16 protein-coding genes are annotated in these 14,583 nt (G+C 68.3%); 4 read left to right on the top strand and 12 right to left on the bottom strand.

Features of this window, described 5'->3' with window-relative positions:
• Nucleotides 1-14: 14 nt before the first annotated feature.
• The 4 genes from GBZ48_RS13780 to GBZ48_RS13765 all read right to left on the bottom strand — a co-directional run bounded on the left by GBZ48_RS13780 (nucleotide 15) and on the right by GBZ48_RS13765 (nucleotide 3,988).
• On the bottom strand, nucleotides 15-1,301 hold the full coding sequence (locus GBZ48_RS13780; RefSeq protein ID WP_174471562.1) for a 3-deoxy-D-manno-octulosonic acid transferase: 1,287 nt from the start codon (nucleotides 1,299-1,301) through the stop codon (nucleotides 15-17).
• A 135-nt stretch (nucleotides 1,302-1,436) separates the two neighbouring features.
• Nucleotides 1,437-2,048, bottom strand: coding sequence for a LysE family translocator (locus GBZ48_RS13775; RefSeq protein ID WP_174471561.1), 612 nt, complete (start codon nucleotides 2,046-2,048; stop codon nucleotides 1,437-1,439).
• 96 nt (nucleotides 2,049-2,144) lie between these two features.
• A complete protein-coding gene (locus GBZ48_RS13770) occupies nucleotides 2,145-3,143 on the bottom strand; it encodes a glycosyltransferase (protein WP_174471560.1) in 999 nt (332 codons plus the stop codon).
• Nucleotides 3,140-3,988: a UDP-2,3-diacylglucosamine diphosphatase gene (locus GBZ48_RS13765; RefSeq protein WP_174471559.1), complete on the bottom strand. Its 849-nt coding sequence runs from the start codon at nucleotides 3,986-3,988 to the stop codon at nucleotides 3,140-3,142. Before GBZ48_RS13765 ends, GBZ48_RS13770 begins: the two co-directional genes overlap by 4 nt.
• A 220-nt stretch (nucleotides 3,989-4,208) precedes the next feature.
• On the opposite strand from GBZ48_RS13765, the gene GBZ48_RS13760 reads away from it, so the two are divergent.
• Nucleotides 4,209-5,180, top strand: coding sequence for a YegS/Rv2252/BmrU family lipid kinase (locus GBZ48_RS13760; protein WP_174471558.1), 972 nt, complete (start codon nucleotides 4,209-4,211; stop codon nucleotides 5,178-5,180).
• Nucleotides 5,181-5,190: 10 nt separating this feature from the next.
• On the opposite strand, the gene GBZ48_RS13755 is transcribed toward GBZ48_RS13760, so the two are convergent.
• The 4 genes from GBZ48_RS13755 to GBZ48_RS13740 form a co-directional block, all read right to left on the bottom strand.
• Nucleotides 5,191-5,823: a DNA-3-methyladenine glycosylase family protein gene (locus GBZ48_RS13755; RefSeq protein ID WP_174471557.1), complete on the bottom strand. Its 633-nt coding sequence runs from the start codon at nucleotides 5,821-5,823 to the stop codon at nucleotides 5,191-5,193.
• Between the two features lie 48 nt (nucleotides 5,824-5,871).
• Nucleotides 5,872-6,114: a phosphoribosylformylglycinamidine synthase subunit PurS gene (gene purS, locus GBZ48_RS13750; protein ID WP_014246942.1), complete on the bottom strand. Its 243-nt coding sequence runs from the start codon at nucleotides 6,112-6,114 to the stop codon at nucleotides 5,872-5,874.
• A gap of 53 nt (nucleotides 6,115-6,167) precedes the next feature.
• On the bottom strand, nucleotides 6,168-6,932 hold the full coding sequence (gene purC, locus GBZ48_RS13745) for a phosphoribosylaminoimidazolesuccinocarboxamide synthase (protein ID WP_042697247.1): 765 nt from the start codon (nucleotides 6,930-6,932) through the stop codon (nucleotides 6,168-6,170).
• 133 nt (nucleotides 6,933-7,065) lie between these two features.
• The gene (locus GBZ48_RS13740; RefSeq protein WP_174471556.1) at nucleotides 7,066-7,839 is read right to left on the bottom strand and encodes an NRDE family protein; all 774 of its coding nucleotides are present in this window, start codon (nucleotides 7,837-7,839) and stop codon (nucleotides 7,066-7,068) included.
• A 236-nt stretch (nucleotides 7,840-8,075) separates the two neighbouring features.
• On the opposite strand from GBZ48_RS13740, the gene GBZ48_RS13735 reads away from it, so the two are divergent.
• Nucleotides 8,076-8,396, top strand: coding sequence for a DUF1476 domain-containing protein (locus GBZ48_RS13735; protein ID WP_174471555.1), 321 nt, complete (start codon nucleotides 8,076-8,078; stop codon nucleotides 8,394-8,396).
• Between the two features lie 67 nt (nucleotides 8,397-8,463).
• On the opposite strand, the gene GBZ48_RS13730 is transcribed toward GBZ48_RS13735, so the two are convergent.
• Entirely contained in the window at nucleotides 8,464-9,330 is an 867-nt protein-coding gene (locus GBZ48_RS13730; RefSeq protein ID WP_174471554.1) for an N-formylglutamate amidohydrolase, read from the bottom strand.
• Between the two features lie 298 nt (nucleotides 9,331-9,628).
• Between GBZ48_RS13730 and GBZ48_RS13725 the strand changes: the two genes are divergently transcribed.
• Nucleotides 9,629-10,582: a M14 family metallopeptidase gene (locus GBZ48_RS13725; RefSeq protein WP_174471553.1), complete on the top strand. Its 954-nt coding sequence runs from the start codon at nucleotides 9,629-9,631 to the stop codon at nucleotides 10,580-10,582.
• 27 nt (nucleotides 10,583-10,609) lie between these two features.
• Here GBZ48_RS13725 and GBZ48_RS13720 read toward each other — a convergent pair whose 3' ends face one another.
• The gene (locus tag GBZ48_RS13720) at nucleotides 10,610-11,137 is read right to left on the bottom strand and encodes a CreA family protein (protein WP_109051312.1); all 528 of its coding nucleotides are present in this window, start codon (nucleotides 11,135-11,137) and stop codon (nucleotides 10,610-10,612) included.
• Nucleotides 11,138-11,262: 125 nt separating this feature from the next.
• Between GBZ48_RS13720 and GBZ48_RS13715 the strand changes: the two genes are divergently transcribed.
• Nucleotides 11,263-12,423 carry an AI-2E family transporter gene (locus GBZ48_RS13715; protein ID WP_174471552.1) on the top strand — a complete coding sequence of 387 codons (1,161 nt, stop codon included), beginning with the start codon at nucleotides 11,263-11,265 and terminating at the stop codon, nucleotides 12,421-12,423.
• Nucleotides 12,424-12,450: 27 nt separating this feature from the next.
• On the opposite strand, the gene GBZ48_RS13710 is transcribed toward GBZ48_RS13715, so the two are convergent.
• Complete coding sequence (locus tag GBZ48_RS13710) at nucleotides 12,451-13,464, bottom strand: DUF6352 family protein (RefSeq protein WP_174471551.1); 1,014 nt, start codon at nucleotides 13,462-13,464, stop codon at nucleotides 12,451-12,453.
• A 30-nt stretch (nucleotides 13,465-13,494) separates the two neighbouring features.
• Nucleotides 13,495-14,544, bottom strand: coding sequence for an alpha/beta hydrolase (locus GBZ48_RS13705; RefSeq protein ID WP_174471550.1), 1,050 nt, complete (start codon nucleotides 14,542-14,544; stop codon nucleotides 13,495-13,497).
• Nucleotides 14,545-14,583 lie beyond the last annotated feature (39 nt).

Here is a 14,583-nt window from a genome sequence, read left to right as displayed (position 1 = left end):
GGCGGCGCGTCCCCTCAGGCAGCGGTCCGGATGCCGGCGGCGCCCAGCACCGGGGCCAGCGCCGCCAGCGCCCGGTCGATGATCCGCCGGTTGTCCGCGGTCACCCGCGCCGCCCCTGCGACGATGCGTTCGCGCGCCCGGTCATCGGTCAGCAGCCGGCGCGCCTCGCGGGTCAGCGCCTCGCCGTCGGCCACCGGCAGGGCGCCGCCGGCAGCCTCCAGCATGTGGGTGATCTCGCCGAAATTGAACATGTGCGGACCATAGAGCACGGCACAGCCCAGCTGCGCCGGCTCCACCGGGTTCTGTCCGCCATGGGGGATGAAAGAGCCGCCCATGCACACCACCGGCGCCGCACGGTAAAACAGCCCAAGCTCGCCCATGGTGTCGGCGACATAGACGGCATGCTCAGGCCCCGGCAGGCGATGCCCGGCGGTCCGCTGAAGAACCGACAGGCCGCGGGCGCGCATCAGCTCCGCGATGGCATCGCCGCGATGGGCATGGCGTGGGGCGACGACCGTCAGCAGGCCGGGCAGCACCGGGGCCAGCGCAGCATGGACCGCCGCGGCGATCTCGTCCTCTCCCGGATGGGAACTGGCGAGCAGCCAGACCGGCCGGCCGGCCAGGGATGCCCGCAGCGGCTCCATCGCATCGGCAACAGCGGGGGGAGGCTCTGCGGAGAATTTCAGGTTGCCGACGCTGGCGACGCCGGAAGCGCCGAGCCGGCGCAGTCGCTCCGCATCGCCCTCGGTCTGGGCCAGCGTCACTTGGAAAGTCGACAGCAGGCCGCCGATCAGCCCGGGCACGTTGCGCCAGCGCGAGAAGCTGCGTTCGGACATGCGGGCATTGACCAGCGCGGCCGGGATGGAGCGGGCGCGGATGCCGGCCAGCAGGTTCGGCCAGATCTCCGATTCCGTCCACAGCACCGCATCGGGCCGCCAATGGTCGAGGAAACGGTCGACTGCGCCCGGCAGATCGACCGGCACATACTGGTGGATCGCACGCGCCGGCAGCCGCCGGCCCATCAGCTCGGCCGAGGTGACGGTGCCGGTGGTCATCAGCACGGTCAGGTCAGGCGCGCCGTCCAGCAGCCGGCGGACCAGCACGAGGACCGAATTCGCCTCCCCCACACTGGCCGCGTGGATCCAGACCAGCGGACCGGCCGGCCGGGCTTGCGATGCCATGCCGAACCGCTCCGCCTGGCGCGCGGGGTCTTCCTTGCCGGCGGCACGGCGCCGGTCGAGATAGAGGCGCACCGCCGGCCCGGCAACGGTCGTCAGGCCACGGTAGAGGGAATGCAGCATCAAGGTCCGGAACAGGAGACGTACGACAACGGGCGCGTTGCCGGTGCCCCTGATACGGACCACCGGCGACGCGCCCGGCGGCACCTTAGCACGCGGCAGCGGTTCCGTAACAGAGGCCGGTGCGAGGCAGACCCCTCACCGCTCCGCCAGTGCCAGCTTGACTCCGAGCGCGGCGAAGGCGGCGGCGAAGCTGCGGCGCATCCAGCCCATCACCCGCGGGCGGGAGACCACCTGATCGCGCACCGCGGCGGCGAACAGGCCATAGACAACGAAGACCACGAAGGTCAGCGCCATGAACACGCCGCTGAGTTCCAGCATGCGCGCCAGCGGCTGGGGATCGGACTCGCTGACAAATTGCGGCAGGAAAGCCAGGAAGAAGATCGACAGCTTCGGGTTCAGCACATTGACCAGCACAGCCCGCAGGATCATCCGTCCGGCGGTGCGCTGCGTCCGGTCCGCCTGGACACTGAGCGCCCCCTGCTCCTTCAGCGTCGCCCACGCCATGTAGAGCAGATAGAGCACGCCCAGGATTTTCAGCCCCTGGAACGCCACCGCGCTGGTGTGCAGCAGGGCGGCAAGTCCCAGCACCGCCGCCGCCATGTGCGGCACGATGCCCAGCGTGCAGCCGAACGCCGTCACCGCGCTGGCCCGCGCGCCCTGCGACAGCCCCGCCGCCAGCGTCAGCAGCACCCCGGTGCCGGGCGAGGCAACGACGATCAGGGAGGTGATCAGGAAGTCGGGGGTCATGGCCGGGGACCTCGCGCGGGTTGTGGCTCCGCGAAATGGAACCACGCCGCAGGACCGCCGCCAAGCCGAATGAGAGCGGGACTGTGTCCTCCCCGCTTACGCAAACGGCCGCAGGTTCGACAGGAACTGTTCGGCCGAGCGGCGCCAGGAATAGCCCAGCGCATAGTCGCGGCATGCCTGCGCCGGGATCGCCAGCGCCCCTTCGACCGCGCGCTTCAGATCCTCGTCCAGGCAGCCGGCACCGGAGCCGTCGACCACGTCCAGCGGTCCAGGCACCGGATAGGCCGCCACCGGCACGCCGGATGCCAGCGCCTCCAGCAGAACCAGCCCGAAGGTGTCGGTGCGCGACGGGAAGACGAAGACGTCGGCGGCGGCATAATGCCTCGCCAGTTCCTCGCCATGCTTGGCACCGACCCAATGGACGGCGGGATACCTGCGCTGCAATTCCTCCCGCGCCGGGCCATCGCCGACCACAACCTTGGTGCCGGGCAGGTCGAGGCGCAGGAAATCCTCCAAGTTCTTCTCCACCGCCACACGCCCGACATACATCGACACCGGGCGCGGCAGATCGAGGAAGTCCTTGTCGCGGGGCCGGAACAGCTCGGTGTCGACTCCGCGGGTCCAGCGGCGGATGTTGGCGAAGCCGCGGGTCGTCAGCGCGTCCTCGATGGTCTGGGTCGCCACCATCACCGCCGAGGACGGCTTGTGGAAGCGGCGCACCACCGCATAGGACAGCGCCAGCGGGATCGGCGCGCGGTCGCGCACATATTCGGGAAAGCGGGTGTGGTAGGCGGTGGTGAAGGGTTTGCCGTGCTTCAGGCAATAGGACCGGGCGGCAAAGCCCAGCGGCCCTTCGGTGGCGATGTGGATGCAGTCGGGCCGCAGGCCGTCGATCATCGCCCACAACCGCCGCTTCGCCCCCAGCGCCAGCCGGATTTCCGGATATGTCGGCATCGGCAGGGTGCGGAAGCGATCGGGGCCGATCACCTCGACGTTGTGGCCCATCGCCTCCAACTCTCCGCGCACGGTGCCGATTGTGCGCACGACGCCGTTCACCTGCGGGTGCCAGGCGTCGCTGACGATCAGGATGTTCACGCCGCTTCCCGTTCCTTCGCCGTGAGTTCCTTCGCCTTGATCTTGCCGCCGGTGGGGCTGCTGCTGGGACCGGTGGTGGCAAGCCGCTGCGCCATGACCTCCGTCCAGTGGATGATTTCCAGCGCGCCACTGTCGTGCTCGACCAAGGCGGTGCAGGACTCGACCCAATCGCCGTCGTTGCAATAGAGGATTCCTTCGATGTCGCGCATCTCGGCGGTGTGGATGTGGCCGCAGACGACACCGTCGACCTTGCGGCGGCGGGCTTCGTCGCCCAAAGCTTCTTCGTATTTGCCGATGAATTCGACCGCGGTCTTCGCCTTGTGCTTCAGATAGGCCGACAGCGACCAGTAATTGAAGCCGAGCTTGCGGCGCACCCAGTTGAACAGGGTGTTGACGTGCAGCAGCGTGACGTAGGCATGGTCGCCGAGCAGGGCCAGCCACTTGGCGTAACGCACCACCGCGTCGAACTTGTCGCCGTGGGTGATCAGCAGGCGGCGGCCGTCGGCGGTGGTGTGGACCCATTCGTCCACCACATGCACGCCGCCGAATTGAAGCCCGACGTAATCGCGCGCCGCCTCGTCATGGTTGCCGGGGATGTAATAGACCTCCACCCCCTTGCGGGCGCGGCGCATGATCTTCTGCACCACGTCATTGTGGGCCTGCGGCCAGTACCAGCTTTTCTTCAGCCGCCAGCCGTCGACGATGTCGCCGACCAGGAACAGGTGATCCGATTCGGTGTGCTTCAGGAAATCGAGAAGCAATTCCGCCTGACAGCCGCGCGTTCCAAGATGAACGTCGGATATCCAAATGCTGCGGTAACGCTTGACCGCTGGGACGGCGTCCATCTTCCGCTCCGTCGTCGCCCTGGCCGATGGCCATCAAGACAACTTCCGTATAAAGGAAAGAAGCATGCCTTGACAATGATTTGAAACAGCCGCACCTATTCGTCACAACAATTTGGGCTATCGTCACACCGTCGCAGTTTTACTGTAACGGAACCGCCGCAGGACCTTCACTGTTCTGCAACAGAAGGCGCCCCTGGCGCCGGTCAGGGAGAGCGAATCGGTGCGCGACACGGTTCTGGTGGGCGAAAACCCGGCGGTTGGCACGGGCAGCGGCGAGGATGCGGCCATCGACGTGCGGCGGCTGCTGGTGATCCACAACCCGACCGCCGGCGGGCGGCGGGCACGGCGGCTCCGCGCGGTGGTCGCCCGGCTGGAGGCACGCGGCATCGGCGTGACAGTCAGGCCGACCGGCAGGCGCGGCGATGCGGAGGCGTTCGCCCGCGCAGCCGATCCCGCCGAAGTGGATGCGGTGGTGGCGGCCGGCGGCGACGGCACCATCAACGAGGTCATCAACGGGCTGGCCACCCATGCCGAGGCGGGCAAGCCTCTGCCGCTCGGCATCGTGCCGATGGGCACCGCCAATGTGCTGGCGGCCGAACTTGGCCTGACGATGGATGCGGATCGCATCGCGGCGGCAATTGCCGGCGGAAAGCGGACGATGATCTGGCCGGCGCAGGCGAACGGGCGGGTGTTCTCGCTGATGGCCGGGGTCGGGCTGGACGCGCGGGTGGTGGAGCGGGTCGATCCCAGGGTGAAGCGGCTGATCGGCAAGGGCGCCTATGTTGCGGAGACGCTGGTGCAGCTGGCGACGCGGCCGGACCACCGCTATCGGGTCATCTTGGACGACGGGGAGGCACAGGAACTGGCGTCGGTCATCGTCGCCAAGGGGCATTTCTACGGCGGCCGCTTCATCTGCGCGCCCGATGCGCGGCTGACGGAGCCGGAGCTGCATGTCTGCCTGTTCCCGCGCGGTGGGCGGCTGAATGCGTTGCGCTATGTCTGGGGTGTCACCGCCGGGCGGCTGGCGCGCTTTCCGGACTATCGGGTGGTGACGGTCAGGCGCGTGCGGATCGAGGGACCGGCCGGAGACGGGCTGTTCGCCGACGCGGTGCAGGGCGACGGCGACGTGCTGGCGCGGCTGCCGGTGGAGATCACGCTGGCGGGGTGGCGGCTGCCGGTGCTGGCGGGATGAGGCTTTCCGATCACCGCGACGGCGGCAAACCTCGCGCCGCCCTCGCCTGCTCCTGCAACGCCACGTAATGGTGCCAGACCAGCCGAGCCGCCAGCGAGCGATGGGGTCGCCAGGGCTCAGCCACCTCGATCAGTTGCTTCGCCGTCGGCTTGTCCGCCCAGCCCTTCAGCCGCTGGACGCCCAGCTGGATCGCCAGATCGCCGATGGGCCAGATGTCGGGCCGGTCGAGCGTGGTCATCAGATAGACCTCCGCACTCCAGCGGCCGATGCCCTTCAGCGCGACGAGCCGGGCAATCGCCTCCTCGTCGGGCAGGTCATGGATGATGTCGAAATCGAGCCGCCCGCTCGCCACCGCCTCGGCGAGGCCGCGGGCATAACCGATCTTCTGGCGGGAGAAACCGCAGGCGCGCAAGCTGTCGTCGTCCAGCGCCAGGATGGCGTCGGGGGTGACGGTGCCGCCCAGCCGGTCCTGCAGCTTGGCCCAGAGCGCCAGCGCCACCTTGGTGGAGAGCTGCTGCTCCATCACCATACGCAGCAGGCCGACGAAACCGGTCGGCCGGGTGAAGTCACGGATCACCGGGCCGCCGACGCGCAGGCATTCGGCGAAAATAGGGTCGAGCGCGGCCAGATGTTCAACGCTCATCTGCCGCGCTCCACTCCGGAAAACCGCTGAATCAAGGCTGGCGGCGGATCAGGCCACCAGCTCGATGGCGTAGTCCTCAATCACGGTGTTGGCGAGAAGCTTGCTGCACATCGCCTCGACCTCTTTGCGGGCAGTCGCCTCGTCGGTGCTCTTGAGCTGCAGCTCGATCACCTTGCCGGCGCGGACGTCCTCGACGCCGTCGAAGCCCAGCGTGTGCAGCGCGTGCGCAATGGCCTTGCCCTGGGGGTCGAGAACGCCGCGCTTGAGGGTGACGTGAACCTTGGCCTTCATCGGATGTCCGCTCGCTTTACGGTGTTGGTGGAGGGGTGGTTGCTGGATGGCGGTCACTGGATCGTCTTGGGACCCTTGACGTCGCTCGGCCCGCCTTCCGGCAGGATGCCGAGGCGCCGCGCGACCTCCTGATAGGCTTCCTCGACGCGGCCCAGATCCTGGCGGAACCGGTCCTTGTCCAGCTTCTCGTTGGTCTTGACGTCCCACAGGCGGCAGTTGTCGGGGCTGATCTCGTCCGCCAGGACGATCCGCATCTCCTCGTTCTCCCACAGCCGGCCGAACTCCAGCTTGAAGTCCACCAGCTTGAGGCCGATGCCGAGGAAGAGGCCGGACAGATAGTCGTTCACGCGCAAGCTGAGCGCGACCATGTCATCGAGATCCTGGGGAGCCGCCCAACCGAAGGCGGTGATGTGCTCCTCCGAGACCATCGGGTCGTTCAGCTCGTCAGACTTGTAGTAATATTCGATGATCGACCGCGGCAGCGGCGTGCCTTCGGGAATGCCGAAGCGGCGCGACAGGCTGCCAGCGGCGACGTTGCGGACGACGACCTCGATCGGGATGATCTCCACCTCGCGCACCAGCTGCTCGCGCATGTTCAGGCGGCGCATGAAGTGCGTGGGCACGCCGATCTCGGACAGACGGCTCATCAGATATTCGGAGATGCGGTTGTTCAGCACCCCCTTGCCGGTGATGACGCCCTTCTTCTGGTTGTTGAAGGCGGTGGCATCGTCCTTGAAGTACTGCACCAGGGTGCCCGGCTCCGGCCCTTCGAAGAGTACCTTGGCCTTGCCTTCGTAGATGCGCCGGCGTCGTGTCATCGCGTCTTCGTCCAAATACGTAAGGACCGGTCAAGCGAGCTTGCCGGCCCAGGAATGTGCCTGAGTGATATAGCAAGCCGGGTGCGCGAACACAACGACGGGGGCTGGAGGGCAGGATTGTGCGGTTGCCGCGTCACAGTTCCACCGGCACGTAGTCCACCGCGTGCGGACGGCCGGGGGCGAAGTGCCAGATCGGGTTCAGGTCGGGACGCTCCACCCGCGGCACCGCGAGAAGCGAGCTGGACGAGGTTCCGAAGCCGCTGGGCAGCAGGAAATCCATGGCGCCGCGCTCGTCCGGCGTGCCCTCCCAGATGCGGCTTGCCATCAGCTCCGGCCAGCCGCCCCAGGCGAAGGTCTCCGCGTCGAGCGCGTCGAGGGTCGGCGGAATGGCATGCTCGAACAGCGGGCGGTAGAAGGCGGTGCGCGGGTCCTGCGGGTCGTCCAGCTCGAAGGCGGTCAGCATGTGGACGCCGGCGGGGATCGACGACACCTCCGGCCGGTGGCGCGGGTTGGCGCCGCGGTGGACGACCAGGAAAGCGTCGCGGTTGTCGGCGATCACCAGATTGAACGGGCGATAGGCGCGGATGTCGAGGTCGGCGAAGCTGCGCGCCGCATCGGCGGCGTCGGCATGGTCGAGCGCATCCAGCACCAGTTCGCCGCGCGACCGCTTGCCGGCCTCCGGCCCCAGAGTGCCGAAGCGGTTGAGGATGACCGCCACCACCCCCTCGTCGTTCAGCCCCATCCAGGAGCCGCCCGCCAGCTCGTCGAGCCCGGCGACCACGTTGGGGCGGTCGGGCCAGTGGCGGGCCGGCGGGAGCCAGGGGCGCCCCACCATCTCGTCACGGTTCCCGGCGACGACCAGCGGCCAGGTTGCATCGGGTCGCCGCAGGAGAATCACACTGCACATGCCTTGCCCTGTCTTCGGTTGCGTCTCTGGGGGTTGCGTCTCTGGGGATGCCGGTCTTCGGCGTCGTCGGTATTCGGTCGTGACAGCCTTTGATGTCGCTTGGGGGTATCCCGCCACCTGGGGAGGCCCTGCAGAATATCCGCGGGTGCGACGCGGCGGGACAGTGACGACAGCCGCCTTCGGGCTATATTATCCTTATATCCGGGAGTGAAACCAATAAAGGAGCGCGGGTCACCATGACGACCTTCGACGACCGCGAAAAGGCCTTCGAGAACAAGTTCCAGCACGACGAGGACCTGCTCTTCCGCATCCGCGCCCGGCGCGACCGGCTGGCCGGCGAATGGGCTGCCGACCTGATGGGGCTGTCCGGGGCGGAGGCCGAGGCCTATGCCCGCCAGATCGTGGATACCGACATCGCCACCCCCGGCCCGCATGACATTCGGGACAGGCTGTGCACCGACCTGCACGCCCGCGGCGTCGACATCTCCGACCACCGGGTGGAAAAGCAGATGGCGCATTTCCTGGATATCGCGCGACGGCACATCACCCAGATGTGACAAGTGGCCTGAGCGGACCCGCCACAACAACCTGCCGCCGCTGTTGCGGCGGGTTGTGGCGGGGCGCCTACTCCGCTGCGCGGTGCAGGACGCGCTGGCCGGCATAGTCGGCGATGCGGCGGATCAGCGTGTCGATATCGCCCTTCAGCCGGGCGAAACCGTCGTGGCGCTCCAGAGTCTCCTCATTCATGTAGAGGCGCCGGTTGATCTCCAGCTGGATCGAATGGCGGCCGCGCGCCGGCTCGCCATAGCGCGCCAGCAGTTCCACACCCTTGTAAGGATCGTTGATCGCCACCCGATGGCCGAGGCCGCGTAGGGTGTCCGCCACCAGCCGGACGAAACCCGGCTCGCTGGTGGTGCCGTCGCGGTCGCCGATGACGAAATCCACCGCCAGCGGATCGCGCCCGTCCGGCCGCAGCGATGACGGCATGGAATGGCAGTTGACGTGCCACGCTGCCCCGAACCGCTCCGCCAGACCATCCAGCGCCATCCGCATCTGGGCGTGGTAGGGGCGGTAATAACGGTCGATGCGGTCGGCAACCACCGACGCCGGCAGCTTCCCGTCATAGAGCGGAACACCCGGCCGCAGCATGGCCCGGATCAGCCCCATGCCCAGCGTGCTGCGCGGTGTCGGACGCAGCCGTAGCGGCAGGTCGCCGTCGATCATCGACGGGTCGATGTCGTCGACGGCCCGGTTCACGTCGATGCAGGTCCGCGGGAACAGCGCGCACAGCAGAGTGGCGCCATGGTCGGGTGCCGTGGCGAACAGCTCCTCGACATGGGTGTCCTCGGCCTGACGCAGCAGCGGATGCGGGCAGATCACCCGGAAATCGTCGGGATAGACGCTGCCACTGTGCGGCGAATCGAACAGCACCGGAAGGCGCCGGCCGACCGGGTCGTTGCGGACCAGAACGTCATCGATCACGAAGCTCATCGACCGGCTCCGACCAGACAACCCCCAACCAGATCGCCCTCAACCAGATCGCCCGAGTGGAACAACCGCCAGTTCAAGTGCCGCAACGTCCACCGCCGCCCTTATCGATCCGGCGGATCCTATAACCCATGCGTCAACTCGCAGTCGACGGCAATTCGTCATGATGCTGCCATGCCGCCGCAACATTGCGCCAGACGCATCAGCCAAAAAAACCGCGGCGGCGCACCGGCCCGCACTGGCGTGGAGTCGCTTGGTTCGCCATACTGTTCGGAGCGCCCACCGCTGGTGAGCTTGCCGCTTGACCGACCCGCTCTTCGCCCCCGTAGAACTCACGCCGCCGGACATCGCGCCCTACCGGCGCGGCAACACCGGCATCGACCACGTCACCAGCCTGTCGGCGGCAGAGCCCGGGCCGCATGTGGTGCTGAACGCGCTCGTCCACGGCAACGAACTGTGCGGCGCCATAGCGCTGGACGCCCTGCTGCGCATGGGACTGCGGCCGACACGCGGACGGCTGACCTTCGTCTTCGCCAACACCGCGGCCTACGCCACCTTCGACCGCCAGAACCCTTACGCGTCGCGCTATCTGGACGAGGATTTCAACCGGCTGTGGTCGCCGGAGCATCTCGACGGCCGGCGCGACAGCATCGAGCTTCGGCGCGCCCGCGCCCTGCGGCCGGTCTATGAATCGGCGGATTTGCTGCTCGATCTCCATTCGATGACGGCGGACACCGCACCGCTGACCTTGTGCGGACGGACCACACGCGGGCGCGATCTGGCGCTCGGCCTCGGCTATCCGGCCTGGGTGGTGGCGGACGGCGGTCATGCCGGGGGCAAGAGGCTGATCGATTACGGCAACTTCGCCAGGCCCGAGGGGTCGCACACCGCCATCCTGGTCGAGTGCGGCCAGCATTGGCGGACGGAGACTGCGACGGTGGCGCTGGAAAGCTGCCTGCGCCTGCTTCTCGGGCTGGAGATGGTGGACCAGCCGGCGAACGGTCCGCGCATGCGCCCGCGAACCGATCCGCAGCGGGTGGTCGAGGTCACCGAGGCCATCACCGCCGCCAGTGAGCGTTTCCGCTTCACCGCCCCCTTCGTCGGCATGGAAGTGATCGGCCGCGCCGGCACCGTCATCGGCTGGGACGACGCCCGCGCGATCCAGACCCCTTACAACGACTGCGTTCTCATCATGCCCGCCCGCCGCGTGAAATCCGGCCAGACGGCGGTGCGGCTGGGGCGGATCGTCGGCTGACGATGGAGGCCGGGGCGGACCGGCCGCTCACTTCACGGCCGGCTTGCCCTTCGTCCAGGTCGCGTTCGCGCTGAACAGCGGCACGGTGGAGATCGAGGTCTTCGCCGAGGCGTCCTTCACCTGTCGGCTGTACACCACATAAACCAGCGTGTCGTTCGGCCGGTCATAGATGCGGCGGATGGCGATCGACTTGAAGATCAGGCTTTTCCGTTCGGAGAAGACCTCCTCCCCCTTCTGCGACAGGTCGATGTCGCCGACGGTGACCGCCCCGGTCTGGCGGCAGGCAATGGAGGCGTTGGACGGATCCTCGAACCAGTTGCCCTTGCTCAGCCGGTCGATCAGGCTGCGGTCGAAATCGACCAGATGGCAGGTGATCCCCTTCACCTTGGGGTCCTCGATGGCCTGGACCTGCAGGCCGTTGCCGGTCCAGTCGTTGGAGAAGCGGCCGATCACGTCGTCCGCCAGCGCCGCCGAGGGCAGTGCCAGCCCGGCGGTCAGCAGGCCCAGAACCAAAAGGCCGGCGGAAACGTTCATCAGGGGAAACGGGCTGCGCATCGCGACTGGGTCTCCGGCAAGGACGGGCGGGGACCGCGGGCCGCGCGGTCCGGCAAAACACTCCCCTAGATCGGAGGATCGGGCGCCACCGTCAAGCGCCCACCTTCGGAGGTCCGGCCACCGCGATGACAGACCGCAGCCAGTTCGCCTCGATTCCCCCCGCGCACCCCACAGCACCGGAGGCTCCGCTCGCCGGAACGCCGGAACCGGCGACCGAGCCCCTGCCCCCGCCCGGTCATCGCCGCAATGCGCAAACCATCGCCACCGTCGGCCTGTTCGTCATCGCCGTGCTGTTCGCGCTGTATTTCGGGCGCGACGTGCTGCTGCCGATCATGCTGGCGCTGATCCTCAGCTTCCTGCTTCGGCCGCTGGTCCGCGCCCTCTACCGCGTCCGCGTGCCGGAGGGCATCGGCGCCGCCATCATGGTGGTATCGCTGTTCGGCGGCGTGCTGCTGGCGGTCTACACCCTGTCGGGCCCGGCGGCGGAGTGGGTCAACCGCATGCCGCGGGTCATGCACGAGCTGGAGTTCAAGCTGGGCGACATCCGTGCCGGCATCGACCGCGCCCGCGAAGCGTCGCGCCAGATCGAGCAGATCACCAAGGAGACTGGCAACGAGGCTGGACCGGTGCGCGAGGTGGTGGTGCGCGGTCCGACGCTGATGGAGCAGGCGGTCAGCCAGGTCGAAACGGTGCTGGCCAATGTCGTGATCCTGCTGGTGCTGCTCTATTTCTTCCTCGCCCGCGGCCGGCATTCGCTGGAAGCGCTGATCGGCACCATGCGCAACGTCGACGACCGCGTGCATTACGCGATGGTCGCGGCGACGCTGCAGCAGAACATCGCCGCCTATCTCCTGACCATCACCGTCATCAACGCGATCCTGGGTCTGGCGACCGGGCTGGTGATGTGGCTGTGGGGACTGCCCAACCCGGCATTGTGGGGGGTGATGGTGGCGCTGGCCAACTACATCCCATTCATCGGCCCGGCGGTGATGACCGGTGTGTTCTTCCTGGTGTCGGTCCTGACCTTCGACGGCCTGGGCACCATCATCCTGCCGCCGCTGTCCTTCGTGGCGCTGACGACGATCGAGGGCAATTTCCTCACCCCGATGATCGTCGGCCGCCGGCTGTCGCTGAACCCCATCGCGGTGTTCGTGTCGATCCTGTTCTGGGGCTGGCTGTGGGGCATCCCCGGCGCGCTGCTGGCCGTGCCGATCCTGGCAATCCTGAAGATCCTGTTCGACGCGCACGAACCGCTGAAGCCGGTCGGGGCCCTGCTGGGGGACTGAGAAGGCCGATACCCTCTAACCCCACTCTCACGCAACCGAGGCCAGCGGCAGGTTCACCAGCAGGTTCTGCGGCTTGAGCTTCAGCCGCCGCCCCTCCGTCATCGCCAGCCCCAGATAGACTGGCCGGCCGGCGAGGTCGGGGCGCATGGCGGCGGGATCGGCGAAGTCCAGGCGGAACAAAGCGAGGATGCGGGCCAGCCGCTCCTCCCCAACCTCGACCCCGTTGTACAGGTCGTTGAGGATCGCGGTGGCGGCGCTGTCCAGCCCGACATGCCAGACCCAACGGTCGTCGCGGATGTTCTGCACCGGCTGGATGCTGACGGTCACGCCGAGGAAATGCCCGACCCAGGCCTCCAGCACGCGGGCCAGCGCATCCAGCCCGGCGGCGGCGAAGGTGATGTCCAGAACCGTGTCGTGCCGGGCGTCGCGGCCCCAGTAGAGCGGGTGGTTGGTCTCGTCCAGGATGTCCAGCTCGACGCTGCGCGGGGCGGTGCCGGCTTCCACGACGAGACGGCCGAGCGAGCCGAAGCCGCCGGAGGCCGCCATCGTCTCCACAGTCTCGGCATCGGCGACGCGGACGCGGCCGTCCTCCACCGACACCGTCTGCTCACGAAAGAACAGCTCCCCCGCCCGCGCCCGCAGGCCGGACGGCGTTTCGTCGAGGATGCCGCGCAGGATGGCGTGGACCAGCTGGTCGATGAACAGGCCGGGCACGCCGCGGGCGCCCTCGCGGAACAGGCGGATGTAGCAGCCCTCCAGCGTCCCGGCGGCGAGCAACCGGTCGCGGAAGGCCAGCCAGACCTGGAAATTCTCCCGTGCGTCCGCATCGGCGATGGCGTCGATCAGCGGAGCCGGCACAACCCGCGCCGGGTCGTCCAGCAAGGCGGCGTGCAGCGTGCGCTCGGCGTCGCAGGCCTCCTCCGGCGGACGCATCTCGGGCCGGAGCAGGTAGGCGCGCAGGAAATCGGGCGTCACCGCCAGATGGTTGTCGGCATCGCGGGTCAACAGGTGGAAACCGGACGCCGTCCAGAAATCGGTCATGCTGCTGGGCACCTTTGGTCCTGAAGGCACCTATCCGACGACAGAGCCGCCGGCCGGCGCAAGTGTCTTGTGCTCGGCCCCCTTGCCGAGCGTCTTGTCGAGAAAGGCGTCGATATCCGCCCATACCCGGTCGCGGATGGCGTCGCCTTCCATCAGCAGCTCGTGCCGGGCACCGGGATAGCCGACGACATGGGCATTGCCGAGCCGGGCGGCCACCGCGCGGTGGGCCTCCGCCCGCACCACCCGGTCCTCCGGCGCGCTCAGCAGCAGCACCGGCGTGCGCACCCGTTCCAGCGGCAGGACGTGGCGCAGCGCATCCTCCGCATCCAGGGCGGCGGCGACCCAGGCGAAGCTGACCCCGCCGACGCGCAGTTCCGGCCGCTCGGCATAGGGGGTGTGGAAGGCGGCGTAGCGCCGCGGGTCGGTCGTGATCTTGTTGTCCGGACCGAAGCTCCCCTCCGCCGGGTCGTAATCGCCCTGCCCCAGCGCATAGCGCGCGCCCCAGCCGCAGGCGAGCCCGAGGCTGGCCAGCACCCGCACCAGCCAGCGCGGCAGCGGCCCGCTGTGGATGGCGTACATCGGCGCCGCCAGCAGAACGGCAGCGTAGCGGTCCGGATCGTCATCGGCATGGCGGACGAGCGCCAATGTCGCCACCAGCCCGCCCATCGAGTGGGCCAGCACGATCACCGGACCGCCCGTCTCCACCGCGACCGGCGCCACCACCTGCCGATGTATTTCGTCGAGATCGTCCACCAGCGTCGCGAAGTCGGTCAGGTGATGGACCTGCCGGTTCGGCAGAGGCCGGTCGGACAGGCCCTGGTTGCGCCAGTCGACCGCCACGACGCGGAAGCCGCGGGCGGTCAGGGCCTCGGCGGTTTCGGCATATTTCTCGATGAACTCCGCCCGGCCGGTCAGCACCAGCGCCGTGCCGCGGGCCTGCACCGGCACCGGCCAGACGGCGACGCGCAGCCGAACCCCGTCGGGCATCGCCACGTGACGCATCTCAGCCGGGGCGGAGCCACCATTGGCGAGGCGATCCGCCGCAAATTCGGATGCAGTCCAGGCGGCGTCATCGGCCATGCTTTCTCCCCTGACCGTTGTGTTGCGGACCGGAAAGGC

Source organism: Azospirillum melinis (assembly GCF_013340935.1).
Taxonomy (GTDB): domain Bacteria; phylum Pseudomonadota; class Alphaproteobacteria; order Azospirillales; family Azospirillaceae; genus Azospirillum; species Azospirillum melinis.
This window is presented reverse-complemented; position numbering and strand designations above follow the sequence as displayed.

Bases quoted from the DNA above. Each gene is read 5' to 3' on its own strand.
- GBZ48_RS13710 (WP_174471551.1), bottom strand. From the start codon at position 13,464: ATGACCGATTTCTGGACGGCGTCCGGTTTCCACCTGTTGACCCGCGAT.
- GBZ48_RS13775 (WP_174471561.1), bottom strand. From the start codon at position 2,048: ATGACCCCCGACTTCCTGATCACCTCCCTGATCGTCGTTGCCTCGCCC.
- purC (WP_042697247.1), bottom strand. From the start codon at position 6,932: ATGACACGACGCCGGCGCATCTACGAAGGCAAGGCCAAGGTACTCTTC.
- GBZ48_RS13730 (WP_174471554.1), bottom strand. From the start codon at position 9,330: ATGAGCTTCGTGATCGATGACGTTCTGGTCCGCAACGACCCGGTCGGC.
- GBZ48_RS13715 (WP_174471552.1), top strand. From the start codon at position 11,263: ATGACAGACCGCAGCCAGTTCGCCTCGATTCCCCCCGCGCACCCCACA.
- GBZ48_RS13755 (WP_174471557.1), bottom strand. From the start codon at position 5,823: ATGAGCGTTGAACATCTGGCCGCGCTCGACCCTATTTTCGCCGAATGC.
- GBZ48_RS13720 (WP_109051312.1), bottom strand. From the start codon at position 11,137: ATGCGCAGCCCGTTTCCCCTGATGAACGTTTCCGCCGGCCTTTTGGTT.
- GBZ48_RS13780 (WP_174471562.1), bottom strand. From the start codon at position 1,301: ATGCTGCATTCCCTCTACCGTGGCCTGACGACCGTTGCCGGGCCGGCG.
- GBZ48_RS13735 (WP_174471555.1), top strand. From the start codon at position 8,076: ATGACGACCTTCGACGACCGCGAAAAGGCCTTCGAGAACAAGTTCCAG.
- GBZ48_RS13740 (WP_174471556.1), bottom strand. From the start codon at position 7,839: ATGTGCAGTGTGATTCTCCTGCGGCGACCCGATGCAACCTGGCCGCTG.
- purS (WP_014246942.1), bottom strand. From the start codon at position 6,114: ATGAAGGCCAAGGTTCACGTCACCCTCAAGCGCGGCGTTCTCGACCCC.
- GBZ48_RS13705 (WP_174471550.1), bottom strand. From the start codon at position 14,544: ATGGCCGATGACGCCGCCTGGACTGCATCCGAATTTGCGGCGGATCGC.
- GBZ48_RS13765 (WP_174471559.1), bottom strand. From the start codon at position 3,988: ATGGACGCCGTCCCAGCGGTCAAGCGTTACCGCAGCATTTGGATATCC.